The organism is Mycolicibacterium diernhoferi, from assembly GCF_019456655.1.
In the GTDB taxonomy this organism is placed as follows: domain Bacteria; phylum Actinomycetota; class Actinomycetes; order Mycobacteriales; family Mycobacteriaceae; genus Mycobacterium; species Mycobacterium diernhoferi.
On sequence record NZ_CP080332.1, the window covers coordinates 3206658 to 3230463 of the forward strand.

Genomic DNA, 23806 nt, shown 5'->3' on the forward strand with positions numbered 1-23806 from the left:
GGTTTCCCATCACGCAAGTCCCGGCAGGCTGGAAGCCGGACAGATGGGAAGGCAGGCGGTCGTGAATGTTTACGAGGCGGTCGAAAGTCGCCGGGCGGTACGCGGATTCACCGATGATCCGGTACCGGTGGAGGTCTTGGAGCGGGTTCTGAAGGCGGCATCCTGGGCTCCGTCGGGATCCAACCTGCAGCCCTGGCACGTCTACGTCGTCACCGGTGCGCCGCTGGCGCAATTGAAGAAGGTCGCGGTCGCGCGGGTCGCGGCGGGCGACCCCTGGGACGAGCGGGAATTCCAGCTGTACCCGCCGGAGCTGAAGGTTCCCTACAGCGAGCGCCGGTCCCGCTTCGGCAAGGAGCGCTACTCGGCACTGGGCATAGCGCGGGAGGATTGGGAGGCCCGCCAGCGCGCGGCCATCGCCAACTGGGACTGTTTCGGCGCGCCTGCGGCGCTGTTCTGCTTCATCGACCGGGGCATGGGCCGGCCGCAATGGGCGGACCTCGGGATGTACCTGCAGACCGTGATGCTGCTGCTGCGGGCCGAGGGGCTGCACAGCTGCCCGCAGATGGCGTGGTCGCAGGTCCGCACCTCGGTGGAGGAAGCGCTCGATCCCCCAGCCGAACTCATGCTCTTCTGCGGGATGTCCCTCGGCTACGAGGACCCGGACGTCGATTTCATCCGCACCCTGCGGGCACCGCTGCACGAGACGGTGACCTTCGTCGGGGACATCGATCAGCCCCGCGGTAGTGCTGGCAGGAATACAACCAGTGGCGCCTGCGTCAATGTGCAGGTGAGTCGGTGACGGGATGCTGATCACACACTCGTTCAGATCACTCCCGACGAAGGATCGAAAATGGCCACCACCCGCTCGTATCGCTTCGAATACCTCGCCGCCATCGTGCTGGTCCTGGCCGCCACGATGGGGCCCCTGACCACCGCCCGCGCATTCGCCGCACCCGGGAACCCATGCCCGGACGTGGAAGTCGTGTTCGCCCGCGGCACCTTCGAAGCCCCGGGCATCGGCGCGACCGGGCAGGCGTTCGTCGACGCACTCAGCAGCCGGGTCGGCAGCGACACCGTCGACTCCTACGGCGTGAATTACCCGGCATCGCTTGACTTTCGGGCGGCGACCGCCGGTATCGCCGATGCCACCAACAGGATCCAGACCGTCGCCGCGACGTGCCCGGACACCAAGATCGTGCTGGGCGGCTATTCGCAGGGCGCGGCGGTCGCCGGCTACAGCACCTTCGACGCCGTGCCGGCCGGGCTCGCACTGCCCGCCGACATCACCGGACCGATGCCGCCATCGGTCGCCCCGCACGTGGCCGCGGTGGTGCTGTTCGGGACACCGGACACCTGGTTCCTCAACATCGTCGACCGCGAGGCGCCCCCGGTGACCGTGGGATCGTTGTACTCCGCCAAGACCGTTCAACTGTGCGCGCCGGGCGATCCGGTGTGCTCCCCGGGCGGTCTGGATCGCAGCGCCCACAGCGCGTACAAGACCAACGGCATGGCCGAGCAGGCGGCCGACTTCGCCGCCCGCGCCGTATCGTCGGCAACGGTCGCCTGAGGCCCCGGACCGGCGCCACGGAACGCCGCGAGGGCCGCGCGCGAGTCGCATCGCTCATAGATGTTGACACGGGCGGGATGATCTCGACCGGACTTCACGGCTCAACTCAGCGAATCGCCACCATTCCACGGTTTCGGCGGGAAAACTGTTGGGTACAGATCAACAGGCCTGTCGGCTGCCAGCGGAATTGCCAGCGACGTCCCCGAAGGAGTCCACCATGAGTCTTCGCCGATCCGCACAGTTTCTGGGGGCCGGTGCCCTGATCGCCTCGGGAATGGCGGTGGGCACCACCGTCCCGACCGCCTCGGCCGAACCCTGCCCCGACGTGGAGATCGTCTTCGCCCGCGGCACCTCCGAGGCTCCCGGTGTCGGCGGCACCGGACAGGCCTTCGTCGACGCTGTGCGCGCGCAGACCCCGGGCAAGTCGGTGGCCGTCTATCCGGTGAACTATCCGGCAAGCGACAACTTCGGTAATCGAATTGCGTTCGCACAGACGGTAGTCGACGGTATCCGCGACGCCGGCGCACGCGTCGAGTCCATGTCCAAGACCTGCCCGGACACCAAGATGGTGCTCGGCGGTTTCTCCCAGGGCGCGGTCGTCGCCGGCTATGTGACCGCGGACGCCATCCCGGACGGCATCCCCCCCGAGTACCTCTCGGAGCTCCCGAAGCCGCTGCCCGACGATGTGGCCGATCACGTCGCGGCGGTGGTGCTGCTGGGCAATCCCTCGGATGCGTTCCTGAGCCAGTTCGGCGCGCCGATCGGCAAGATCGGCCCGCTGTACGAAGCCAAGACCCTGGAACTGTGCGCCCCCGGCGACACCATCTGCGACGGCTCGCCCGGCGGCATCCCGTCCATGGCGCACGTGATGTACCCGATGAACGGAATGGCCACCGAGGCCGCCGCGTTCGCCGTCAGCAAGGTATAGCCCGGCCGGCCGGGGTCCCTCGGGCTTCGCGCAGCCCCCCGGTGCACGATGATGGACCCATGGAGTCGACGCGGATAGATCGCTGGCTGTGGGCCGTGCGGCTGACCAAGACCCGCCCGGACGCCGCAGCCGCCTGCCGGGGCGGGCACGTCCGCATCAACGACCGGGTCGCCAAACCGTCCACCACGGTCTCGCCCGGCGACCAGGTGCGTGCCCTGGTGGGCGATCGAACCCGGATCGTGGAAGTGGTACGGGTGATCCAGAAACGGGTGGGGGCCGCCGACGCGGTGACCTGCTATCTGGACCGGACTCCGGTGGTTCCGCCGACGACCGCGGCCCCGGTGGCTGTGCGCGATCGGGGCACCGGCCGGCCTACCAAGCGCGACCGGCGGGTTCTCGACAAGTGGCGGACAGGACTGGGCTGACACGCCCGGTCACCGCCGTCAGTTCAGCGGGCCCTGCTCGATGATGGTCGGTGGCAGCGGTGCGGGGGCCGGGCCCGGTGGCGGCGCGCCGGGCGCGGGCACGTCGGCCGGGGCGGCGCCGGGCGCGCCGATGGGCAGCACCTCCGGCGGCGGGTTGGGATCCGACAGCGAAACAAAGCCCGGAGGCAACGGCGGGCCGCCCATTTGCGGGGTTCCTTCGACCCGAAGCGACGGGGTCGACGACGACGGGTCGGTCAACGAGGTATAGCCCGGGGGCAACTTGGGTGCCGGGCCGGCGCCCGGCGGAGGCCCGACCGGGGCCCCGCTCTGCCCGGCTTCGGAGAACGCGGCCATCGGGTCTGGGGACCGGGCGGCGTTCCACAGGTCCTTGATGTAGCCGAACGCACCACCGGACTGGCCCTGGCCGTACGCCGGATCGCTCATCTCGGGCACCGGCGGCGGTCCGGCCGGCGGCGGGGCCGGTGGCGCGGCGACCAGCTCATCCGGGTTCATGACCACCGGCTGCCCGGGAGGCGGCGGCGCCCCCGGATCCACCGGCACCACCGGGACCGGTTCGGCTGCGGCGAGTCCGGCCGAGAACATCGCGCTCCCGGCCAGCATGGTCGACGCCAGCGCGAGCCTGACGGTGGGGCGCGTCACGGCACGCTGTCGAACGGTCATGGGTCAAAAGGCTAGCGTCTCCGGGCCGATGGCGTCACCGTTAGGCGCCCGGCTGTGGGCCGGGGCCGGGGGCGCCGGCATCGTCCGCGTTTGCCGGGTCCTCGCGCGGCGACTCGGCGCCGGTATCGTCCTCGGCGACCGTCTCGGGTTCCAGCGCCACACTCTGAGCCCGCGGGGCGGCCGCCGCGGACACCGGCGGGTGCTCGGCCGGCTGCAGGCGCACCACCCGGCCGACGGCGCGGCGCAGGCCCGGCGGGCCCTCGATCCGGACGAGATCGCCGATGCGTCCGGCCCGGTATCGCAGCGGTGAGCCGAGCAGCTCACCCATCACCACGCCGCTGCCGATGGCCAGCGCGATCGCCACCGCGGACAGCAGCTGTGCGATGCCGTCCAGGAACCGTTCGTCGACGGCGAAATAGAACACCGACCGGAACACCGCGAGCCCGGGCAGCATCGGGGTGATGCCCGCCGTGGCGATCACCAGCGCGGGGGCCTGCCGCCGGATGGATATCAGCGTGGCCAACAGACCCACGCCGACCGATGCGATGCCCGTCGCGAACACCACGCCGAACTGGGCGTGCCCCAGCCCGATCAGCACCGCCTGCGCCGCGCCGGCGGCGATACCGGCCGTCACCACCGACCGCAGCGGGGCGTAGCTGGCCAGTGTCAGACACACCCCGGCGAGGGCCGCCCCGAAAACCGCGACCCCGATTCTCAGCGGCCCACTCGGCACGATGATCGACTGGGTGGCGTCGATGTGCAGCTCGATCTGGATCCCCGCCAGGGTCGCGATCTGAAGACCGGCGACGATGCCGACGACGATGCCCGCGGTGAGGAACAGCGCGTCGCCGAGTCGCCCGACGGCGGTGACCATGTACCCGGTCAGCGCGTCCTGCACCGAACCCACCAGGGTCATCCCGGACAGCAACACCACGATGCCGGTGGCGACCAGGGCGGTCGGGTTCTGCCCGGCGAACCGGTAGGCGGCGACGGCCACCAGGGTGGCGATCGCAGCGCCGGCGGCGTGCTGGAAGAAGAACGGGGTCCCGACCCGGTTCAGGTACCGGCCGACCCGGTCGATCACCGCCGAGGTGACCGCGGCGAGCACACAGATCAGCCAGGTGCCGCCCAGCAGCATGGCGATGCCGAGCGCGAAGCCGGCCCAGCCCGCGGTGGCCAGCCAGCGCGGGTACGGATGCGGCCGTTCGCTGAGCACATCCATCGCCGCGTGCGCCTGGTCGACGGAAACGCCGCCGGAGGTGATGCGGCGGACCAGCTTGTCCAGCTCGGCCAGCCGGGTGTAATCGGTGGCGCGGTGGCGCACCGACCGCACGATCGTCAACGGCGGGCTGTCCGAGGTCGGCAGCGCCGACACGATGATGACGGAGAAGGTGATGTCGACGACGCAGTCGGCCAGCTGATAGGCCTGCGCGACATCCTGAGCGGTCGCGACAATGTCGGCGGTGCCCGAACCGGAGGACAGCATCACCTCCGCCAACCGGATTGTCAGGTCGAGGACCTTACGGGTGTGCACGTCTCCGACGTGGGGGGCGCTGCGCCTGCGCTGTCCCGCGATGGGCGCCGGATCCCGGCGTCCACGAAGCGCGCTCCGCAGGCTGCGACGGGCGCGGGCGGTCTCTTCGGATCGGTCGAAATCCATCACGGTCACGATACTGATCGCCACACCACCGGTGCCAGAACGGCATCTCCAGTGCCGCATCGTTTTCCGTCCGGGCGGTCGGTCAGCGACGCCAGAACAGGTGGTGTGTCACCCCGGTCGGGCTCGGGACCACATCGCGGTGGTACCTGTCCAGGAGTTCGTCCGGCGATTCCCACAGCCTCGATCCGGCGCCGAGTTCGACTGGGGCGACCGCCACGTGCAGGGTGTCGATCAGGTCGGCGTCGAGGAACTCACGGATGGTGTGTGCGCCGCCGCCGAGTCGGACATCCTGGCCCCGGGCTGCCTGCTTGGCGCGCTCGAGCGCGGTCTGGGGATCCGCATTGAGGAAGTGAAACGTCGTGTCCGACAAGCTGAATGACGGGCGCTCGTGGTGAGTGAGCACGAAGACCGGGGTGTGGAAGGGCGGCTCGTCGCCCCACCAGCCCTGCCAGTCGTGGTTCTCCCACGGGCCGCGGTGCGGGCTGAACTTATTGCGGCCCATGATCTCCGCGCCGATATTGCGGGCGTAGTCCCGGGTGAAGTAGTCGTCGATCCCCCGGCTGCCGCCCGGGTCGGTGCGGTTGGGCCAACTCGCGGTCGCGCCGGCCCACGACAGCATGGTCTGCGGATCCGCGTGCCCGAACGGACGCTCGAAACTCTGGCCTCGGCCCGCGCCGAACCCGTCCTGCGAAACCGCGAAATTCTGCACCCTCAGTAGCTGCACGTGTCCTCCTGGATCTGCGACCGACATAGTGCAGACGGCCCGGGACACAGAAAATCATCGCCGGCGGGGCGGAGAGTCAGAAATGCACGAAACCCCGGATCCGCCCGTCGCTGCTCATACGAGCGCGACGACCGGTCCGGGGTCCGAGAAGAGTCTTAGAGAGCGGTGACGCCAACCGCCTGCGGGCCCTTGTTGCCCTGGGTGACCTCGAACTGCACGCGCTGGTTCTCCTCCAGATTGCGGAATCCGCCGGACTGGATCTCGGAGTAGTGCACGAACACGTCGGGTGCGCCGCCGTCAGGAGCGATGAAGCCGAAGCCCTTTTCGCTGTTGAACCACTTGACGGTTCCTTCTGCCATTTCTTACTTCTTTCTTCTCACACGGACGAACGTGGTGTCGTCCGAGGCTTGGGTGGCGAACTCTGGTCGCCAAATCTGTTGCGTTTCAAGGAAGTACGGTTGACGACGCAACCGTGATGAGGAGTGTCTGGGATACCGGCCGCAATTCAGCCGAACTCAGACCCGGCCTCACGAATGCGACGTTCTGGTCCAGCCTACCAATGAAATCGCCTCAGCGCCTAATTTGGTGACTTTCGGTCGACCACGGGCGCGCCGTTCACCGCTCGGCCAGGACATTCGCGAACTGATCGGCTGTACGGATCCAGCCGGCGTGAAAGCTCTCGTACTCGTCCGGGGGCAGCATGGTGTGCTCGATGGACATCAGCGTCTGATCATCCTGCAGCGGCTCGAACGTCACTTCGACCACGCTGGCGGTCGTGGGGTCCACCCAATAGGAATTGGTCCAGGTGAATTCCAGGCGTCGGGGGCGGTCGATGACCGTGAACCGTCCGGTGATGAGCACACTGACGCCCTCGTCGTCGACGTCGAATCGGAAGGCACCACCGACAATCGGGTCGACATCCACCGTGACGCACCGGGTCGGACGCGGGCACATCCACTCCCGAAGCGAGGCCGGGTCCAGCCATTCGTCGAAGACCACTTCGGGTACGGCCGGCATGATTCGCCGGACCCGCACCACGAGCTCATCGGTCATGTCGCGCCCGGTTCCGCCGGAGCCGCGCGGCCAGCGCATCGGCGCGGGCGGACCAGAAGTCGGCCTGCTCGTCCATCCACTGTGTCGCCGGGGCAAGCCCCTCCGCACGCAACGACAGCCAGTGCTCGCGGCCCCGCACCTCGCGGGTCACCAGGCCCGCGTTCTCCAGCACCCCGATGTGGCGGGACACCCCGGCGAAGGTCATCGGCATCGGCTCGGCCAGGTCGGTGATGCGGGCGGCGCCGGCCCGTAGCGCCTCCAGCAGCCGGCGGCGCGTGGGATCCGCCAACGCTGCGTAAGCGCGGTCCAGCACCTGATCTTCAACCATATTGTTGACTATAACGGCAACCCGTGGTCTGATCGAGAACACAAATTCAACTAATTGGTTGAATGTTGTCCCGCTCGGTTGGAGATTCGCCGCCGCAGGCGCAAGGGGGTTGTCATGCAGACACCGGAGATCGTGTCCGCCCAGGAATGGGCAGACGCCCACAACCAGATGCTGGTCAAGGAGAAGGAACTGACCCGGGCCCGGGATGAACTGGCAGCGTTGCGCCGACGCATGCCGTGGACCCTGGTCCCGAACAACTACATCTTCGAGGGGCCGCGCGGTCGGCTGAGCCTGCTCGACCTCTTCGACGGCCGCCGACAGTTGATCGTCTACCGCGCGTTCGCCGACCCCGGGGTCGGTGGATGGCCCGACCATGGATGTGTCGGCTGCTCCCTGATGGCCGACCACGTCGGCAATCTCAGCCACCTGCATGCCCGCGACACCACGCTGGTCTACGTGTCCCGGGGTTCGCAGCGCGACATCGCCCGGATTCAGGACAGGATGGGCTGGGACCTGCCGTGGTACACCATCGTCGGGGAACCCGGCGCGGCGTTCGACACCGATTTCGGAGTCGACCAGTGGCACGGCACGAACGCGTTCATCCGGCAGGGCGAGGACATCTTCCGGACCTACTTCATCAACGACCGCGGCGATGAGGCATTCGTGAACACCTGGAGCTTCCTGGATATGACCGCGCTCGGCCGCCAGGAGACCTGGGAGGATTCACCGGCCGGCTACCCGCAGAGTCCGCCCTATCAATGGTGGCGATGGCACGACACGTACGGCGATCACTGATCCGCGGGGGTCATCGGCGATGATCGCTACGTGACAGATCCGCAGAAGATTGTTACGTCGCCGCTGACCGTGCCCGCGCTGCTGGCCGCGCGGGTCCGGGCCTGCGCGCCGGATACCTACGTGGTCAGTCCCGCCGGAGCGCTGACCTACCGCGAGGCCGACGCCCGGTCGGCCGATATCGCACGCCGACTACTGGCGGCCGGCATCGGGAAAGGCAGTCGGGTCGGGCTCTTCTTTCCCAACGACCTGGACTGGGTCACCTGGTGGCTGGCGCTGTCGCGAATCGGCGCGCTGGTGATCCCGCTGAGCACGCTGTACGCCCCGGCCGAGATCGCGAAGGTGCTCCGGCTGGCAGATATCGGGACGTTGATCGCCCCGGGGCAGGTCCTGGGCACCGACGTGGCAACCCGTCTGGAAACGGCACTGCCCGGTCTCGCCGGCCAGGTCCGCGACGCACTCGTCCTGCCGGGCGCACCGTATCTGCGCCGGATCGTGCTGACCGAGGACAGCGAATCGGGTTGGGCCACCCGGTTCGGCGCGATGACCGCCCAGGTTCCCGGCGCCATCCTCGCCGCGGTGGAAGCCGAGGTGTCCCCCGCGGACCTGGCGATCATGGTGCACACCTCGGGTTCCACCGCGGACCCCAAGGGCGTATTGCACACCCACGGCACCCTGGTCCGGCAGACATCGACCTGGCCGGCCGCGATCCGCGCGGTCACCGGCTCCGAGGCGCGACCCCGAATCCTGTGTGCCATGCCGTTCTTCTGGGTGGGCGGGCTGCTGGCGGCGATGGGCGCGCTGCACGAGTCGATCACCTTGCTGGTGCTGCCGCGGCTGGATCCCGGCACGGCACTGGATCTGATCGAGCAGCAGCACGGCACCGGTCTGATCGGCTGGCCCGCCTTCACCCAGCGGGTGCGCGATCATCCCAGCTTCGCCGGCCGCGACCTGTCCGGTGCGCCGATGCTGCGCGACGGTCCGCTGGACATCGCCATGACGGATGTGCCGGACGGATTTCCGGTGCACCGCACCATGTCCGAAACCGCGGGCGGATTCGCCTATACCGATATCGCCATTGTCGATGACGACGGTGCCGCGGTCCCGGACGGCGTCGTCGGGGAACTGCTCATCCGGGGCGTCGGGGTGATGGCCGGCTACAACAAGCGTGAGCGTGCCGAGGTTTTCGACGTCGACGGCTGGTATCACACCGGAGACCGCGTCTACCGGCGCGCCGATGACCCGCGATTGTTCTACGTCGGCCGCACCACCGATCTGATCAAGTCCGGTGGCGCGAATGTGTCCCCGCTCGAAGTCGAGGCGGTGATCTCCGCGCTGCCCGGGATCGCGCAGTGTGTGGTGATCGGTGTCGCACATCCCGAGCGGGGTGAAGAGGTCTGCGCCGTCGTGGTGCCGGCGGGCCCGGATCCGGATGTCGACGAGATCCGCCGCCTCACCCGGGAGCACCTGTCGGTGTACAAGGTGCCCACCCGGTGGGTGATCGCGACCGGCGCGCAGATACCGACCCTGCCCAGTGGAAAATTCGACCGTAAAGCACTGCTGGGCATGGTGATCGACGGAGTGCTCCACACGCAGAGCTGACCCACTCAGTCGAGAAGATCGCGGAAACGGCCGGCCGGGAAGGTGGTCGCACCGGCCGCGCGGACCCGGGCACTCAGCGCTCCGTCGGAGGTCACCACCGTGATGTCCTGCGGTGCGCCGTCGGCCTGGACCAACCGGACGATCTCGTCGTCGGCAGAGTTCGCGGCCGCGCGCGGTGCGTGGCGCACCGCGATCACGCCGGACTGCAACGCGGGCGACATCAGCTGCTCCAGGACCACCGTCACCTCGGATTCGGTGGCCCGGGCCCAGTGTTCCAGCCGGTCGACGAGGGTGCGCACCGCGCCGTGGCGGTCCCTCCACCAGCCATCGGGCCGAGAACCGACGACGTTCATGGCGTCCACGATCCAGCGCACGTCATGACAGTACGGCCGCGCCGCACCCCATTGAGCACTTGACACCTGTCAAGTACGCTGGATTCCATGCTCGCCGAGGATGTCCTGCCCACCGTGCCCACCACCACCGCCGAGGCACTGGAATTCTTCGACGCCGCTCCGGCGGCGGAGCCGGAGTTCATGATCGGCACCTGGCACGGCGCCGAATTGCCGACCGCGCACCCGATGGACGGGTTACTGGCCGCCAGCGGCTGGTGGGGCAAACAGTTCCTCGACGCCGAAACCGTGCACCCGCTGCTGTTCCCGAAGGACGGCGGGACCGCGTTGTGGGCGCTCAACCCGGTGCTGGCATTCGGCGGGCTGGGGTTGGCGACGAAGATCCCGTTGGTGCGCAATCTGTCTCTGGTACAGCCGATCTCCTCGTTGCGCCCGGCGTTGCGGACCAAGACGCCGAAGGCACGCCTGCGCACCACCCGGTATCGCGGCGTCGACAGCGCGACCATGATCTACGACAACCTGCCGATCAACGACGTGTTCCGCAGGGTGCCCGACGCCCCGGCGGACACGGTCATCGGCGCGATGGACTACCGCGGCGCGAAACGCCCGTACTTCTTCGTCCTGCAACGCGACGATTCGCTTCCGGTCCACTGACCCCTTGCGCAGGCGCCCCGGCTCGCGGGTGAAGATCAGGCGATGATGCGCACCAGATACGGGGTCATCGAGGCCGTCCGCACCGGCGAGACCGCGACGCCGGAGTCGGTGGCCTCGACCATCTGCGCGTTGCCGATGAACAGCGCCACGCTCTGGGTGCCCTCCGGACCGTAGAAGATCAGATCACCGGGCAGCGCCTGTTCGGGGAGCACCTTCTGGCCGACCTTGTACATCTCGCCCGAGGACCGCGGCAGCTTCACCCCGACGCCGGCGAATGCGTACACGACGATGCCCGAAGCGTCGAAGCCCACCACATTGGCGGCCGGGTCGGGGACCGTCGCGGCACTCGGAATCAGCGGTGCCGCCACCGGGGCCGGCGGGGCCAATCCCGGGAAGTTGAGTCCGGGGACGCCGCCGGGGATCGCGGCAGCGGCCGGATCGACCTCGACCGGGGTCTCCCGGACGACACCGCGGGTGGGGCCGTTGGCGTCACCGCCGCCGTAGGCGAACGGCACGCCGCGCTGCGACAACGCGCGCTTGATCACGTAGTCGACGGCCTGCTGGTTGCGCACCGGACGGGTGTTGAAGGGTTCGGCGGATGCGACGCCGGGACTCACCAACAGCAGAGCCAGGCCGAGTACCAAAGCACAGAAGCGTCTCATCGCCAGCGTCAACTCTTTCAATTCGGGTCGGTAACGTGGCAGCGCTAATTGACGCCACCACAAGTATTTGTACCGACTGTCCCGAGCTTTGCCCAATTCAATTGGCGCACACCGTGAATGAGATACGCATTCGTGACCCGACGGTGACCTGCCGAACCGGGCGTGACCGAACCGGAACCGGACCGAGGCGTATTCGCAAGCGCAGAACAAAACGGCACCGGCGGGCAGCCTGCCCACCGGTGCCGTTGCGGCGAAACTGATCTACTGCAGCGCGGCGAGGGCTGCGTCGTAGTTCGGCTCCTGCACGATCTCGGGAACCAGCTCGGTGTAGGCCACGTTGCCGTCGGCGCCGATCACCACGACGGCACGACCCAGTAGCCCGGCCATCGGACCGTCCGCCAGGGTGATGCCGTAATCCTCGCCGAAGCTGTCCCGGAACGCCGATGCCGATCCGACGTTCTCGATGCCCTCCGCGCCGCAGAAGCGTGCCTGCGCGAACGGCAGATCCTTGGACACGTTCAGCACCGTTGCGCCGGTGGCGGCGGCACGCTCGTTGAAGGTCCGCACGCTCGCCGCGCAGATGCCGGTGTCCACCGACGGGAAGATGTTGAGCAGCACAGGCTTGCCGCTGTACTGCTCACTGGTGACGGCGCCGAGGTCGGAGCCGACGAGGCTGAAGGCCGGGGCCGGCGAGCCCACCGCGGGCAGCTCGCCGACGGTGTTGATGGGGTTTCCCTTGAGTGTTATCTGTGCCATGCAGACCAGTCTGTCAAAGATCACGTCACCGGTGGGGCCCCGGGGTCCACGACGGCCACGTGCCACGATGGTGGGGTGATCGAGCTGCCCGCCGCGGTCCGCGCCATGAGTGCCCGCGGGCCGCAGTGGCAGACGTGGGTGGACGGTCTGCCGAAGTCGGTGGCCGGCCAGCTCGACGACTGGGATCTGGTGCCCGACGGCGCAGCACTGCACGGTTTCTGCTCGGTCGTGCTGCCGGTACGCACCGGCGACGGTGTGCCCGCCATGCTCAAGGTCGCGTTCCCCGACGACGAATCCGAGCACGAGCATCTTGCGCTGCGACGCTGGGACGGCAACGGCACGGTGCGGCTGTTGGGCGCCAATCCGTACCGGCGGGCGATGTTGTTGGAACGTCTGCAGGCCCGCAGCCTCGACGATGTCTGGGATCTGGAGGCCTGTGAGGTCGTAGCGGGGCTGTACCGCCGGATCCATGTGCCCGCGCTGCCGCAACTGCGCCGGCTCGCCGACTTCGTCCGGACCGGGAACGCCGACCTGGCCGCACTGCCGCGCAGCGCTGCCCTGCCGCACCGGCTGGTGGAACAGGCGCTGTCGTTGGGTGCCGATCTGGTGACGGACACCGGGGCCGCCGACACCATCGTCCACGGGGACCTGCACTACGACAACGTGCTGGCATCCGAGCGGGAACCGTGGCTGGTGATCGACCCGAAACCGATGGCCGGCGACCCGCACTACGAGATCGCCCCGATGCTGTGGAACCGCTGGGACGAGCTGTCCGGTTACGTCCGCGACGGTGTGCGACGGCGGTTCCACACGCTCGTCGACGCCGCCGGATTCGACGTCGACCGGGCCCGGGCCTGGGTGATCGTGCGGATGATGCACAACGCGATGTGGGAGCTCACCGAGAACACCGGGGGTGGCAGGGCACCGAACTCCGCCTGGCTCACCACCTGCGTGGCCGTCGCCAAGGCAGTGCAGGACTGATGGTCGGCTAGACCCGAACCGGCAGGGACAGCATGCCCCGCAGTGTCACGTTCGGCTTGTATTGCGGTTCGCCGCCGAGTTCGGCCTTCGGGAATCGTTTCGTCACCGCGGTCAGCGCGATCGAGGCCTCCAACCGGACCAGCGGCGCCCCCAGGCAGAAGTGCGCGCCATGACCGAAGCCCAGATGCCGGATGCCGGTCCGGTCCGGATCGAACGTGTCCGGGTCCGGGTTGGCCGCCGGGTCGCGGTGCGCGGCGGCGAGCAACACGATCATGGTGTCGCCCTTGGGGATGACCGTCTCCCCTATGGTCATCTCCTCGCCCGCCACCCGGCCCAGCAGCTGCGCGGGCGGATCGAAGCGCAGCGTCTCCTCGACGACCCGCAGCGCCCGTGCCGGGTCGGCGCCGAGCGCCGACCACTGCCTGCGGTCCCGCAGCATCGCCAGTACCGAGGTCGCCATCAGGCTCACGGTGGATTCGTGCCCGGCGATCAGCAGCAGATTGCAGGTCGAGATGATCTCGTCCTCGGTGAGCTGATCACCGGACTCCTCGACGGCGATCAGCGCCGAGAGCAGGTCATCGCCCGGGCTGCTGCGGCGGCGTTCGATCAGGTCACGGAAGTAGGTGCGCAGCCATTTGCCCGCCTCGATGCGGTCGGTGAAACCTTCGGGCACATCACCGGTCGCGCTCAGAAACGGGTCGACGGTCTGCGCCAGGAGGGTCGACGCATGCCCGAACTTCGGTTCGTCCTCGACGGGCACCCCGAGCAGCCGGCAGATCACCGCGACCGCCACCGGGTACGCCAGCCCGCTGACCGCGTCGAACTCGCCGCATTCCTCGGCGGTGTCCAGCAGCGCGTCGACCGTCGCGACGATTTCGTCTCGCAGCTGATTGATCACCCGTGGCGCGAAGGCCTTGGCCACCAGCTTGCGCAGCCGGGTGTGGTCGGGCGGGTCCAGGAACAGGAAGGCGGGTGTGCGGCGCTTGTCCACCAGGCCGGCCAGCCCGAAGGGCCGCGGCTGTTCCCCGGCCGCGATCTGGCGCTGCGCGATGGCCGACTTCATCCGGTCGCTGGCCGAGGCCGGATGGCGCAGCGCGGCATCGCAGTCCGCGTAGGAGGACAGCACGGTCAGGCTGATCTCCGGAATTTGCAGCGGACCGTGTTCGCGCAGGTCACGGTAGGCAGGGTAGGGATCGACACGGTTGGACGGGGAGAGTGCCTGCCCGAGCAGGACCGCCGGTTCGGACACCGAAGTCATGTCCTCATTGTGCAATCGCGCTTTTCAGCTGTGACCGCCACCACCGGATTCGGTCCGGATCGGTGACCGCGTACCTGGTCAGCAGCTCCGGCACCGGGGCCGGGGACATGGGCGCAACCGGCAGGAAGCCGTCCACCGGCGCCAGGATCCGGGACGCCGCCACCAGGTCCGAGTCGAGCAGCGACGTCGAACCGAGGCTGCACGCGAAGGGCAGCTCGGGCAGCGCGCCGGCCAGCGCCACTCCCACCGCCACGCCGATGCTGGTCTCGACGCCCGAGGTGACGGTGCACGGCAACCCGCACGCCTCGGCGATCCGCAAGGCGCGCCGTGCACCGCCGAGCGTGCCGCAGTGCAGCACGGCGATGTCGGCGGCGTCCGCGAGTCCGGGGTCGCCCAGCGAGGACTCCAGGGATTCGTGGACGGCGACCGGGGGTCGGACCTTCGGCCGCACCTGGGCCAGCTCCGCGGTGGTCCGGCACGGCTGCTGGACGAATTCCAGCCCGGCGGCCGCACGGTCCAGCGCCGCGATCGCGGTCACCGCGGCGTCGGTGCTCCAGCGGCCCTTGGCGTCACAGCGGATGCTGCCATCGAAGCCGAGCGCATCGTGCACCGCCTGTACCCGGGCCACGTCGTCGTCCAGGGTGTGCGCCGGGTCGCCGACCTCGACCGTGGCGGTCCGGCATCCCGACCGGGTGACCAGTTCGTGTGCGCGTTGCGGATCCGTCGCGGACACCGTCACCGCCACCGGCACCCGGCCCCGGCGGGCGTCCGGCCAGCCGACGGTGCCCGCCTCGGTCGCCGCGGTCAGCCAGCGCACCAGCAGGTGGTCGGCACACCCCGGCGGCGGGCTGAACTCCCCCCAGCCCTGCGGGCCCTCGATGAGGATCCCTTCGTGCACCGTCACGCCGTCGCGCATCGGTATGGCGAACACCGGAGCGGTGTCCAGATCGGTCAACGTCTGCACAAGCACAGCACGCTATCCGACGATGCCGTCGGCGGTGGGCAGCTCAACGAATCGTGTACAGCGGTACCAACATTTCAGCCGGGGTCAGCGAACCGTGATGGCCGACCAGCCGGGACTGCAGCGGTTCGGCCGCCGACCGGGTGATCGCGCGATCGCCGTTGGCCACCACGACGACGTCCCCGATGCGCGGTTGCACATGAGCCGACACCGTGGGCCCGAGCCAGCCCGCCTCGACGACCTCGGTGCGGGTCAGCACGGTGAAGTCGCTGCCGAGCGCGTCCCGCCAGGCGGCCGCCACATCGGCCGCCGCGCCCGCGTCGGTGTACACGTGTCGTGCCCGGGGCTCGCCGCCGAGTCCTCGCACCCCGGCCTGCAATTCGGTGCGGCGGTCGAAATCGACCGGATCGGTGACGTGCACCATGCCGTGGTCGGCGGTGACGACCAGGGCTGACCCGGCGGGCAGCCGTTCGGCGATCAGCCGGATGGTCAGGTCGATCTGCTGCAGTTCCAGCGCCCAGGATTCCGAACCCGGCCCGCGTACATGCCCGGTCAGGTCCAGGTCGCCGTGATAGGCGTAGACCAGGCTGCGGTCGCCGGCCTGCAGCGCTTCGATCACGCCGTCCACCAGGTCCCCCGACGAAAATGACGGCCGGAAGTCGCCACCGCGCAACGCCGCCCTGGTCAGGCCCGATCCCGCCTGATACATCGGCGCCACCTGGGTCACCACCACGCCGTCGGCGACCGCCCTCTCGAACGCCGTTGCCGTCGGCTGAAACTGCTCGGGGACAAGCTCTTTGAGGAGATCAACCTTCGGGCCCTCGCCCATCAACCGCCACTTGAGCGGATTCATCAACCGGTCGTGATCGGGGACCGCCAGCAGATACCCGACCAGACCGTGTTCTCCCGCGGGCAATCCGGTGCCCAGCGAGGCCAGGCTGGCCGCGGTGGTGCTGGGGAAGCCCGCCGTCAACGAGCGAGTCGGCCGGGCAGCCAGGAATGGTGCCACTTCGTGGCGCGCGGCCACCAGGTCCGCACCCATGCCGTCGATCAGCAGGACCGCGACCCTGCGCACCCCGTCCAGCCCCAGCCCCACCCGGTCGGTCTCCCCCGGCACCCCGAGCACCGCGAGTATCGACGGGACCAGATCGGCGAGCGCACCGTCGCCGTACCGCGGAGTGACGAACATGCAGACAGGCTATGCGGTGTCGGCTGGCACTAGGCTGGCCCGCATGCCGAGCGTGCTGACGGTCAATCTCGCCCATCCGTTCACCAACCCGGACACGAAGAAGAAGCCGACCGGAATCGACAAGCGCCCGACCGACGACCCCGTCGAGGTACGTCCGCCCGGACCGATGCGCGGCGGCCTGGGCAGCGGACTGGTCGGGGATCTGGTCAGCGAACAGAAGTATCACGGCGGAGACGATCAGGCGGTGTACGCCTACGGCCGGGAGGATCTCGACTTCTGGGAGGCCGAACTCGGGCGCCCGATCGGCAACGGGGTCTTCGGGGAGAACCTGACGACCGAAGGGATTGACGTCACCGGGGCCCGCATCGGCGAGCGTTGGCGGGTGGGGGCGGACGGCCTGGTGCTGGAGGTCACCCGACCGCGCACCCCGTGCCGGACGTTCGCGGCGTGGCTGGAGGTCAACGGCTGGATCAAGACGTTCACCGCGCAGGCGATCCCGGGCGCGTACTTTCGCATCATCACCCCCGGCACGCTGCGCGCCGGCGACGCCATCGAGGTCGTGCACCGCCCCGATCACGAGGTGACCATCGGCCTGGTCTTTCGCGCCATGACCACCGAACCGAGTCTGTGGCCGGCCCTGCTGGCCGCCGATGCGCTGCCGGAACCGTTGATGGAGAAGGCGCGCAGGCGCGCCGCACGGTGACCGGTCGGCTCAGCGCGCGGGCGGCAGCGCGGCGGCGATGAGCGGCGCGATCCGCTGGGCCAGGTAAGCGTGCCCGGCGTCGTTGGGATGGACCCCGTCGACGGCGATCAGATCGGGCCGGTCGACGAACCAGCGTTCGGCGAGCGGATCGACGAATGTGGCGCCCGAGGCCCGCGCGACCGTGGCCAGGGCATCCCTGATCTGCAGGATCCGCACCGGCACATCCGCTGTCGGCCACGGTGGCCCGATCACCAGGAACCGGGCGGTCGGCGCCTTACGCCGCGCGAGTTCGTAAGCGCTGCGCGCCAATCCGGCCACTTCGACGGCCTCGACCGGCTGATCGTTGCGGGACCCGAAGAACACCACGAGCGCATCATCGGGCCGTACCGCGCGTGCCGTCAGGTCGCCGAACGTGCTGTTGTGGTCGCCCCGCACGCCGTACCCCGCGCGGCCCTCGGCCGCCACGTCGGCGGCCACCGGTTTGCCCTCCGCCGCCAGCAGTTGCCAGGCCAGCGCGGGCCAGCCGCTGGTGCCGTGGCCGCCCAGATCGGTACCGGTGGTGTAGGAATCGCTGATCACCGCGACCCGGCTCAATGTGGACTCCCGGCCCACCAACTGCACGGCGACCGGGGCGGGCGGTGCCGCGGCGACCAACAACGCAACCGAGGCCACCAGCATGGTCAGACGACGCACGGGACATCCTCCTCGGTGAACAATCTGCGTCAGCCTACTCGACGCGCAGATACCGTGGCGCGCAGAACGATTCGTGTCAGGCCGAGAGTTTGGAATCGACCCGGTCGGCGGCGACCCGTTTCACCTCCGGCGCCGCGGCCCGGACGTCGACCATCCGGCGCATCCAGTGCCGGGCGGGTTCTTCGACGAGGTGGTAGAGCAGCGCCGAACTGGCCAGGGTGACGGCCAGGATCGCGGTGAGCAGCCAGGGACCGCCGGGCCCGACCAGCGTGAGCTCGAACTGTTGGGCGGCCCAGATCCAGGCGGTATGCACCAGTTCGTGAACCATGTAGAGGCTGAAAGAGATCTGCCCGCCGTAGACCAGCGCCCTGGCGGACAGCAGTCGCGGCAGGGTGCCGGTCCCGATGGCCAGCGTCACCACCAGCGGGACGAACAGCAGATCGACCACACCGCCGCTGTCGATCACGCTCGGGATGGGATGACCGTCGAGCCAGTAGAGGATGCCGATGATGGCCGCGACCAGAAGGATTGACGCCACCCCCGCCGCGGTCCTGGTGCGTTCGGTGGGATGCAGCCGGCGCACCGCCGCGCAGGCGATGGCGCCGGCGGTGAACTGCAGCAGGATGCGGGGCAGCCAGCTCCACGGTGTGTAGAACTGGCCGCTGGCCAACAGGAACATCACCGGAGGCAGGGTCGCCGCGAACGCGAGCAGCAGCAGGCTGCGGGCGCGGGTGGCCCGCGCCAACCGGAAGATCACCAGCGCCAGGAATCCGAACGTCAGGTACGCCAGCCATTCGGCGCTGATCGACCAGGCCGGGCCGTCCCAGCTGGAACCGTCGAAGTACGGCTGGAACCACAGCTGCACGAGGAAGAGCTGGCGGATATAGCTCGTCGCGGTCAGGGTGTCGGCGTTCTCGGCCGGCACGTGTCCGACGTTGAGGGTGAAGATGATCCACAGCGCGGCCAGGTGCAGTGTCACCAGGTAGACCGGCCACACTCGGGCCAACCGCATCCACAGGAAATGCAGGGTGTCCCGGGTCGACCAGGCCGGGCCCATCCGGTCCAGGTAGTTCCACGCCAGCACGAATCCACTGAGGATGAAGAAGAGGTCGACGCCCTGGGCGCCACTGTTCAGAACGGGCGCGAGCGCGGAGCTGAGATCGGGGACCGCATCTTGGAGCAGTGGGCGGAAGTGGAACAGCACCACCCAGACCGCAGCGAAGAGCCGAAGACCGGTGAGGGCCTTGATTTCTCCGCTGCGCACAACACTCTTTCCCGCGTTTCGATCGTCATCCGCGCTGACGCGCACTCACCGGGCGGACAGCTCCCCACGCCCAGACAGCCGGTGACCACCGAAGAATAACAGTGCTACCGGGTCTGGCGTGAGCAGCGAAAACCGCGACGTTGCTGGAGAACTCCGATCAGGGCGTGCCGGCCGGCGGGGGCGCAGGCTGTGGCGGGTTCGCGTCATACTGCGCAGCGTTGCGGTTGAGCGTGTCGAGATAGAGCTTCCACTGCAACGCCGCGACCATCGGGTGGGTACCCGGTCCGGGCGGCGGCTGATTGGTCAGCTGCCAGGTCTGGCATCCGGTGGTCTTGAAGTAGCCGTCGTCCGCCTTGATCTCGACGACTTGGGGCTGCTTGGTGAAGGCGCGGTCCAGCGTCTCGCCCGGCTCCCCCTCGGGGGTGAGGCCGGCGATGCGCCGCCATGAGCAGGTGCCCTCGGGCAGCGGGCCCCCCGAGCCGTACACGCCGGGAAGGATGTCGGTGCCCACCTTGTAGGTGCCGTCCTTGTCGATCACATTCGCGGGCGCGGCCGGAGCGGCAGTGCCGGGATCGGCCGGGGGCGCCTCGAGCGACGGGCTGACCGGAATCGCCGGATCGGCGGGCTCGGCGGCCGCAGGCCCCGCGGCGACCAGTCCGGCGAGCGCCAGCGCGGCGGACACGGTGATCGACAGTTTGAGCCCCATGGCAGTCCAGGGTAGGCGCGCATCGATACCTTCGGGAATACCGTGGGTACCGTCACAACACCGACGCGTGCGTCGTCGGGCCGGACCGAGGTCGGTCGCCCGCGTCCCGGCCGAGACGCTCCCGCGATCGGCCGCCGAGGTGGAAACCGCCGCCGCACCCACCTCGCGGGGCCCCGTTTGAACCGGCCAATCCGCAGGTAGAGGCCTTGCCGTGCGACCGCACAGGCGACGTGGCGCGGACGCCGGATACGGGCTCCACGTTCACTCTGTTATATGGGCTAAGCTCTCCCTTACCTCAGCAGGCATGTGGTCGAGGTAACAATTTTCAAGGGCGCCGGCCGGACCGGCCCGGGACGGCTCCCGCCGGTTCGCGACGGGGCGAGACAAGGCAGCGGGGAACTCGATTCTCGATGACGATTCTGAAGCGGATCTGGATCCCACTGGTCATCGTCGCCGTGGTGCTGGTGGCGACGTTCACCGTGATGCGGGTGCGGACCTTCTTCGGCACCGGCCCGGGCTACATCTCCACCGAGAACAGTGCCTCCGATGACACCGAGCCGTTCGACCCGAAGGTCGTCAAGTACGAGATGTGGGGCGAGCCCGGCGCCACGGCGAACGTGAACTACATGGATCTGGACGCCAAACCGGTGCGCGCCGACAACGTCACCCTGCCCTGGGAGATCACCTTGAGCACCACCGCACCGTCGGTGTTCCCGACCATCTCCGGCCAGGGTGACGGCAGCACGCTGTCCTGCCGGATCACCGTCGATGACGAGGTGAAGGACGAGCGCACCGTCAACGGCGTCGGCGCGCACACCTATTGCCTGGTCAAGTCCGCATGAGCGAGCAACGCGAGCGAATCATCGGCACTGAATGCGGCGCCCGAGCCTGCGAGGTGGCCGCATGAGCGAGCAACGCGAGCGAATCATCAGCGTTGAATGCGGCGCCCGAGCCTGCGAGGTGGCCGCATGAGCGTAGACGAACTGCGGACCGACACCATCCCGGTCACCCAGCCCCCGCGCCGGGGCGCCATCCCCCGCACCATCCGCACGCTGGCGCTCCCGATCATCCTGGGCTGGATCGCGCTACTGGTGGTTCTGAACAGCGTCGTCCCGCAGCTCGAAGAGGTCGGGCAGCTGCGCGCGGTCTCGATGAGCCCGGACAACGCACCGTCCATGATCGCGATGAAGCGGGTCGGCGCGGTCTTCGAGGAATTCAAGTCCGACAGTTCCGCGATGGTGGTCCTCGAGGGCGAGGAACCGCTGGGCGAGGCGGCACACAAGTTCTACGACGAGCTGATCGACAAACTGGAAGCCGACACCGAACACGTCGAGCACGTCCAGGATTTCTGGGGCGACCCGCTGACCGCCGCCGGCGCCCAGAGCCCCGACGGCAAGGCCGCCTACGTTCAGGTCTATCTCGCCGGCAACCAGGGCGAGGCGCTGGCCAACGAGTCGGTGGAGGCCGCGCAGGACATCGTCAACAGTGTCACTCCCCCGCCCGGGGTGAAGGCCTATATCACCGGCCCGTCGGCGCTGGCCGCCGATCAGCACATCGCCAGCGACCGCAGCGTCCGGGTGATCGAGATGCTCACCTTCACGGTCATCATCGCGATGCTGCTCATCATCTATCGCTCGTTCGTCACCACCGTCCTCGTGCTGGCGATGGTGGTCGTCGCGCTCGGCATCACCCGCGGCGTCATCGCCTTCCTCGGCTATCACGAGATCATCGGGCTCTCGATGTTCGCGGTGAACCTGCTGGTGACACTGGCCATCGCCGCGTCCACCGACTACGCCATCTTCCTGATCGGCCGATATCAGGAGGCACGCGCCGAGGGCGAGGACCGGGAGTCGGCGTACTACACCATGTTTCACGGCACCGCTCATGTGGTGCTCGGCTCGGGCCTGACCATCGCGGGCGCCACCTTCTGCCTGCACTTCACGAAGCTGCCCTACTTCGTCTCGCTGGGCATCCCGCTGTCGATCGGCATGGCGGTCGCGGTCCTGGTCGCGTTGACCCTCGGGCCGGCCGTCATCTCGGTGGCCACCCGGTTCCGCAAGATTCTGGAGCCCAAGCGCACCATGCGCACCCGCGGGTGGCGCAAGATCGGCGCCGTCATCGTGCGCTGGCCCGGACCCGTCCTGGTCGCCACCATCGCATTGTCGATGGTGGGTCTGCTGGCGCTGCCGGGCTATCAGACCAACTACAACGACCGGAAGTATCTGCCCGACGACCTGCCGGCCAACGTCGGCTACGCGGCGGCCGATCGGCACTTCTCGCAGGCCCGGATGAACCCGGAACTGCTGCTGGTGGAAAGCGATCACGATCTGCGTAACTCGGCGGACTTCCTGGTGATCGACAAGATCGCCAAGTCCGTCTTCCGGGTGCCCGGTGTGGGCCGGGTGCAGGCCATCACCCGCCCGCAGGGCACCCCGATCGAGCACACCTCGATCCCGTTCCAGATCAGCATGCAGGGCACCACGCAGAAAATGAACGAGAAGTACCAGCAGGACATGATGGCCAACATGCTCAAGCAGGCCGACGACATGCTGACGACGGTCACCAACATGGAGAAGATGAGTTCGATCACCGTGCAGATGGCTGCGGTGACGAACTCGATGGTCACCAAAATGAAGGACATGACGCTCGACATCGCCGAATTGCGGGACAACATCTCGAATTTCGACGATTTCTTCCGGCCGATGCGCAACTACTTCTACTGGGAACCGCACTGCTTCAACATTCCCGGCTGCTGGGCGCTGCGCTCGATCTTCGACACCCTCGACGGCATCGACGTGATGACCGACGACATCGAGGCCATCATCCCGGACATGGAGCGGCTCAACGCACTGATGCCGCAGATGGTCGCGCTGATGCCGTCGATGATCGCGACGATGAAGAACATGCGCACCTACATGCTGACCATGTATCAGACCCAGAAGGGCATACAGGATCAGATGTCGGCGATGCAGGACAATTCGTCGGCCATGGGCGAGGCCTTCGACGCCGCGCAGAACGACGACTCCTTCTATCTGCCGCCGGAAACCTTCCAGAACGAAGACTTCAAGCGCGGCATGAAGAACTTCCTGTCCCCCAACGGGCATGCGGTGCGCTTCATCATCAGCCACGAGGGCGACCCGATGAGCCCGGAGGGGATCGCCCACATCGAGGCGATCAAGCAGGCGGCCAAGGAAGCCATCAAGGGCACCCCGCTGGAAGGCTCCAAGGTTTATCTGGCCGGCACCGCCTCGGTGTTCAAAGATATGGCCGAGGGCTCCAAGTGGGATCTGATCATCGCCGGGATCGCGTCCATCGGGCTGATCTTCATCATCATGCTGATCATCACCCGCAGCATCGTGGCCGCCGCGGTGATCGTCGGCACGGTGACGGTCTCGCTGGGTTCGGCGTTCGGGCTCTCGGTGCTCATCTGGCAGCACATCATCGGCATCCCGTTGCACTGGATGGTGCTGGCCATGGCGGTGATCGTGCTGCTCGCCGTCGGGGCGGACTACAACCTGCTGCTGGTCGCCCGGTTGAAGGAAGAGATCCACGCGGGCCTGAACACCGGCATCATCCGGGCCATGGGCGGCACCGGTTCGGTGGTGACCTCAGCCGGTCTGGTGTTCGCGTTCACCATGATGTCGATGGCGGTCAGTGAACTCACCGTGATCGGGCAGGTCGGCACCACCATCGGCCTGGGCCTGCTGTTCGACACCCTGGTGATCCGGGCGTTCATGACGCCGTCGATCGCCGCACTATTGGGTAAGTGGTTCTGGTGGCCGCAACGGGTGCGCGAACGCCCGCTGCCGGCACCGTGGCCCAAACCCGAAGCCGTCGGGGCTGCCAGCTCCTCACAGGAATGAGTCGAT

26 protein-coding genes are annotated in these 23806 nt (G+C 68.3%); 11 read left to right on the top strand and 15 right to left on the bottom strand.

All coding sequences use genetic code 11. The annotated features are described in order from the left end of the window. Nucleotides 1-61: 61 nt before the first annotated feature. The 4 genes from K0O62_RS15160 (at nucleotide 62) to K0O62_RS15175 (ending at nucleotide 2920) form a co-directional block, all read left to right on the top strand. Nucleotides 62-799: a nitroreductase gene (locus tag K0O62_RS15160; RefSeq protein ID WP_079244212.1), complete on the top strand. Its 738-nt coding sequence runs from the start codon at nucleotides 62-64 to the stop codon at nucleotides 797-799. Between the two features lie 51 nt (nucleotides 800-850). Then, on the top strand, nucleotides 851-1567 hold the full coding sequence (locus K0O62_RS15165) for a cutinase family protein (RefSeq protein WP_073855245.1): 717 nt from the start codon (nucleotides 851-853) through the stop codon (nucleotides 1565-1567). A 217-nt stretch (nucleotides 1568-1784) separates the two neighbouring features. Continuing rightward, nucleotides 1785-2495, top strand: a complete 711-nt coding sequence (locus K0O62_RS15170; protein ID WP_073855247.1) for a cutinase family protein — start codon at nucleotides 1785-1787, stop codon at nucleotides 2493-2495. A 59-nt stretch (nucleotides 2496-2554) separates the two neighbouring features. Next, entirely contained in the window at nucleotides 2555-2920 is a 366-nt protein-coding gene (locus K0O62_RS15175; RefSeq protein ID WP_073855249.1) for an Hsp15 family ribosome-associated heat shock protein, read from the top strand. Nucleotides 2921-2938: 18 nt separating this feature from the next. On the opposite strand, the gene K0O62_RS15180 is transcribed toward K0O62_RS15175, so the two are convergent. The 6 genes from K0O62_RS15180 to K0O62_RS15205 form a co-directional block, all read right to left on the bottom strand. Next, nucleotides 2939-3601 carry a hypothetical protein gene (locus K0O62_RS15180; protein WP_079244227.1) on the bottom strand — a complete coding sequence of 221 codons (663 nt, stop codon included), beginning with the start codon at nucleotides 3599-3601 and terminating at the stop codon, nucleotides 2939-2941. Nucleotides 3602-3641: 40 nt separating this feature from the next. Then, entirely contained in the window at nucleotides 3642-5261 is a 1620-nt protein-coding gene (locus K0O62_RS15185) for a threonine/serine exporter family protein (RefSeq protein ID WP_073855330.1), read from the bottom strand. A gap of 82 nt (nucleotides 5262-5343) precedes the next feature. After that, the gene (locus tag K0O62_RS15190) at nucleotides 5344-5985 is read right to left on the bottom strand and encodes a dihydrofolate reductase family protein (RefSeq protein WP_234800003.1); all 642 of its coding nucleotides are present in this window, start codon (nucleotides 5983-5985) and stop codon (nucleotides 5344-5346) included. Nucleotides 5986-6140: 155 nt separating this feature from the next. Beyond that, nucleotides 6141-6344 carry a cold-shock protein gene (locus K0O62_RS15195; protein WP_073855253.1) on the bottom strand — a complete coding sequence of 68 codons (204 nt, stop codon included), beginning with the start codon at nucleotides 6342-6344 and terminating at the stop codon, nucleotides 6141-6143. 256 nt (nucleotides 6345-6600) lie between these two features. Beyond that, the gene (locus K0O62_RS15200; protein ID WP_073855331.1) at nucleotides 6601-7038 is read right to left on the bottom strand and encodes an SRPBCC family protein; all 438 of its coding nucleotides are present in this window, start codon (nucleotides 7036-7038) and stop codon (nucleotides 6601-6603) included. Beyond that, complete coding sequence (locus K0O62_RS15205; protein WP_073855255.1) at nucleotides 7028-7366, bottom strand: ArsR/SmtB family transcription factor; 339 nt, start codon at nucleotides 7364-7366, stop codon at nucleotides 7028-7030. The genes K0O62_RS15200 and K0O62_RS15205 overlap by 11 nt, the downstream gene beginning before the upstream one ends. A 114-nt stretch (nucleotides 7367-7480) precedes the next feature. On the opposite strand from K0O62_RS15205, the gene K0O62_RS15210 reads away from it, so the two are divergent. Continuing rightward, entirely contained in the window at nucleotides 7481-8161 is a 681-nt protein-coding gene (locus K0O62_RS15210; RefSeq protein ID WP_073855256.1) for a DUF899 domain-containing protein, read from the top strand. Between the two features lie 30 nt (nucleotides 8162-8191). Further along, nucleotides 8192-9760 carry a class I adenylate-forming enzyme family protein gene (locus K0O62_RS15215; RefSeq protein WP_372512815.1) on the top strand — a complete coding sequence of 523 codons (1569 nt, stop codon included), beginning with the start codon at nucleotides 8192-8194 and terminating at the stop codon, nucleotides 9758-9760. Between the two features lie 5 nt (nucleotides 9761-9765). On the opposite strand, the gene K0O62_RS15220 is transcribed toward K0O62_RS15215, so the two are convergent. Then, the gene (locus K0O62_RS15220) at nucleotides 9766-10134 is read right to left on the bottom strand and encodes an NYN domain-containing protein (RefSeq protein WP_073855258.1); all 369 of its coding nucleotides are present in this window, start codon (nucleotides 10132-10134) and stop codon (nucleotides 9766-9768) included. A 66-nt stretch (nucleotides 10135-10200) separates the two neighbouring features. On the opposite strand from K0O62_RS15220, the gene K0O62_RS15225 reads away from it, so the two are divergent. Then, entirely contained in the window at nucleotides 10201-10764 is a 564-nt protein-coding gene (locus K0O62_RS15225) for a DUF4334 domain-containing protein (RefSeq protein ID WP_073855259.1), read from the top strand. Between the two features lie 35 nt (nucleotides 10765-10799). Here K0O62_RS15225 and ripD read toward each other — a convergent pair whose 3' ends face one another. Both ripD and tpx read right to left on the bottom strand, forming a co-directional pair. Beyond that, entirely contained in the window at nucleotides 10800-11426 is a 627-nt protein-coding gene (gene ripD / locus K0O62_RS15230) for an NlpC/P60 family peptidoglycan-binding protein RipD (protein ID WP_073855260.1), read from the bottom strand. 261 nt (nucleotides 11427-11687) lie between these two features. Beyond that, nucleotides 11688-12182, bottom strand: a complete 495-nt coding sequence (tpx, locus tag K0O62_RS15235) for a thiol peroxidase (RefSeq protein WP_073855261.1) — start codon at nucleotides 12180-12182, stop codon at nucleotides 11688-11690. A 75-nt stretch (nucleotides 12183-12257) separates the two neighbouring features. On the opposite strand from tpx, the gene K0O62_RS15240 reads away from it, so the two are divergent. After that, nucleotides 12258-13163 carry an aminoglycoside phosphotransferase family protein gene (locus K0O62_RS15240; RefSeq protein ID WP_079244226.1) on the top strand — a complete coding sequence of 302 codons (906 nt, stop codon included), beginning with the start codon at nucleotides 12258-12260 and terminating at the stop codon, nucleotides 13161-13163. Between the two features lie 7 nt (nucleotides 13164-13170). Here K0O62_RS15240 and K0O62_RS15245 read toward each other — a convergent pair whose 3' ends face one another. From K0O62_RS15245 to K0O62_RS15255, 3 genes are read right to left on the bottom strand one after another with little or no spacing between them, the layout of a single operon-like run. Beyond that, nucleotides 13171-14421 carry a cytochrome P450 gene (locus K0O62_RS15245; RefSeq protein WP_073855333.1) on the bottom strand — a complete coding sequence of 417 codons (1251 nt, stop codon included), beginning with the start codon at nucleotides 14419-14421 and terminating at the stop codon, nucleotides 13171-13173. 4 nt (nucleotides 14422-14425) lie between these two features. Next, nucleotides 14426-15385: an o-succinylbenzoate synthase gene (locus tag K0O62_RS15250; RefSeq protein ID WP_073855262.1), complete on the bottom strand. Its 960-nt coding sequence runs from the start codon at nucleotides 15383-15385 to the stop codon at nucleotides 14426-14428. A gap of 43 nt (nucleotides 15386-15428) precedes the next feature. Further along, on the bottom strand, nucleotides 15429-16571 hold the full coding sequence (locus tag K0O62_RS15255; RefSeq protein ID WP_073855263.1) for an alkaline phosphatase family protein: 1143 nt from the start codon (nucleotides 16569-16571) through the stop codon (nucleotides 15429-15431). 43 nt (nucleotides 16572-16614) lie between these two features. On the opposite strand from K0O62_RS15255, the gene K0O62_RS15260 reads away from it, so the two are divergent. Further along, nucleotides 16615-17274 (top strand): MOSC domain-containing protein, encoded by a 660-nt coding sequence (locus K0O62_RS15260; RefSeq protein ID WP_073855264.1) that lies wholly within the window; start codon nucleotides 16615-16617, stop codon nucleotides 17272-17274. 9 nt (nucleotides 17275-17283) lie between these two features. On the opposite strand, the gene K0O62_RS15265 is transcribed toward K0O62_RS15260, so the two are convergent. From K0O62_RS15265 to K0O62_RS15275, 3 genes are all read right to left on the bottom strand, one after another. Next, on the bottom strand, nucleotides 17284-17967 hold the full coding sequence (locus tag K0O62_RS15265; RefSeq protein ID WP_372512814.1) for an Rv0518 family GDSL lipase: 684 nt from the start codon (nucleotides 17965-17967) through the stop codon (nucleotides 17284-17286). A gap of 76 nt (nucleotides 17968-18043) precedes the next feature. Next, nucleotides 18044-19231 carry an acyltransferase family protein gene (locus K0O62_RS15270; protein ID WP_073855266.1) on the bottom strand — a complete coding sequence of 396 codons (1188 nt, stop codon included), beginning with the start codon at nucleotides 19229-19231 and terminating at the stop codon, nucleotides 18044-18046. Between the two features lie 157 nt (nucleotides 19232-19388). After that, nucleotides 19389-19937, bottom strand: coding sequence for an Rv1352/Rv1906c domain-containing protein (locus tag K0O62_RS15275; RefSeq protein WP_073855267.1), 549 nt, complete (start codon nucleotides 19935-19937; stop codon nucleotides 19389-19391). A 410-nt stretch (nucleotides 19938-20347) separates the two neighbouring features. On the opposite strand from K0O62_RS15275, the gene K0O62_RS15280 reads away from it, so the two are divergent. Further along, nucleotides 20348-20779 (top strand): MmpS family transport accessory protein, encoded by a 432-nt coding sequence (locus K0O62_RS15280; protein ID WP_073855268.1) that lies wholly within the window; start codon nucleotides 20348-20350, stop codon nucleotides 20777-20779. Nucleotides 20780-20905: 126 nt separating this feature from the next. Next, entirely contained in the window at nucleotides 20906-23800 is a 2895-nt protein-coding gene (locus tag K0O62_RS15285; protein ID WP_220045462.1) for an MMPL/RND family transporter, read from the top strand. Nucleotides 23801-23806 lie beyond the last annotated feature (6 nt).

Coding starts and splice junctions, on each gene's coding strand:
- K0O62_RS15170 (WP_073855247.1), top strand. CDS start 1,785: ATGAGTCTTCGCCGATCCGCACAGTTTCTGGGGGCCGGTGCCCTGATC.
- K0O62_RS15205 (WP_073855255.1), bottom strand. CDS start 7,366: ATGGTTGAAGATCAGGTGCTGGACCGCGCTTACGCAGCGTTGGCGGAT.
- K0O62_RS15210 (WP_073855256.1), top strand. CDS start 7,481: ATGCAGACACCGGAGATCGTGTCCGCCCAGGAATGGGCAGACGCCCAC.
- K0O62_RS15195 (WP_073855253.1), bottom strand. CDS start 6,344: ATGGCAGAAGGAACCGTCAAGTGGTTCAACAGCGAAAAGGGCTTCGGC.
- K0O62_RS15280 (WP_073855268.1), top strand. CDS start 20,348: ATGACGATTCTGAAGCGGATCTGGATCCCACTGGTCATCGTCGCCGTG.
- K0O62_RS15175 (WP_073855249.1), top strand. CDS start 2,555: ATGGAGTCGACGCGGATAGATCGCTGGCTGTGGGCCGTGCGGCTGACC.
- K0O62_RS15185 (WP_073855330.1), bottom strand. CDS start 5,261: ATGGATTTCGACCGATCCGAAGAGACCGCCCGCGCCCGTCGCAGCCTG.
- K0O62_RS15275 (WP_073855267.1), bottom strand. CDS start 19,937: ATGGGGCTCAAACTGTCGATCACCGTGTCCGCCGCGCTGGCGCTCGCC.
- K0O62_RS15200 (WP_073855331.1), bottom strand. CDS start 7,038: ATGACCGATGAGCTCGTGGTGCGGGTCCGGCGAATCATGCCGGCCGTA.
- K0O62_RS15180 (WP_079244227.1), bottom strand. CDS start 3,601: ATGACCGTTCGACAGCGTGCCGTGACGCGCCCCACCGTCAGGCTCGCG.
- tpx (WP_073855261.1), bottom strand. CDS start 12,182: ATGGCACAGATAACACTCAAGGGAAACCCCATCAACACCGTCGGCGAG.
- ripD (WP_073855260.1), bottom strand. CDS start 11,426: ATGAGACGCTTCTGTGCTTTGGTACTCGGCCTGGCTCTGCTGTTGGTG.
- K0O62_RS15260 (WP_073855264.1), top strand. CDS start 16,615: ATGCCGAGCGTGCTGACGGTCAATCTCGCCCATCCGTTCACCAACCCG.
- K0O62_RS15225 (WP_073855259.1), top strand. CDS start 10,201: ATGCTCGCCGAGGATGTCCTGCCCACCGTGCCCACCACCACCGCCGAG.
- K0O62_RS15245 (WP_073855333.1), bottom strand. CDS start 14,421: ATGACTTCGGTGTCCGAACCGGCGGTCCTGCTCGGGCAGGCACTCTCC.
- K0O62_RS15165 (WP_073855245.1), top strand. CDS start 851: ATGGCCACCACCCGCTCGTATCGCTTCGAATACCTCGCCGCCATCGTG.
- K0O62_RS15285 (WP_220045462.1), top strand. CDS start 20,906: ATGAGCGTAGACGAACTGCGGACCGACACCATCCCGGTCACCCAGCCC.
- K0O62_RS15255 (WP_073855263.1), bottom strand. CDS start 16,571: ATGTTCGTCACTCCGCGGTACGGCGACGGTGCGCTCGCCGATCTGGTC.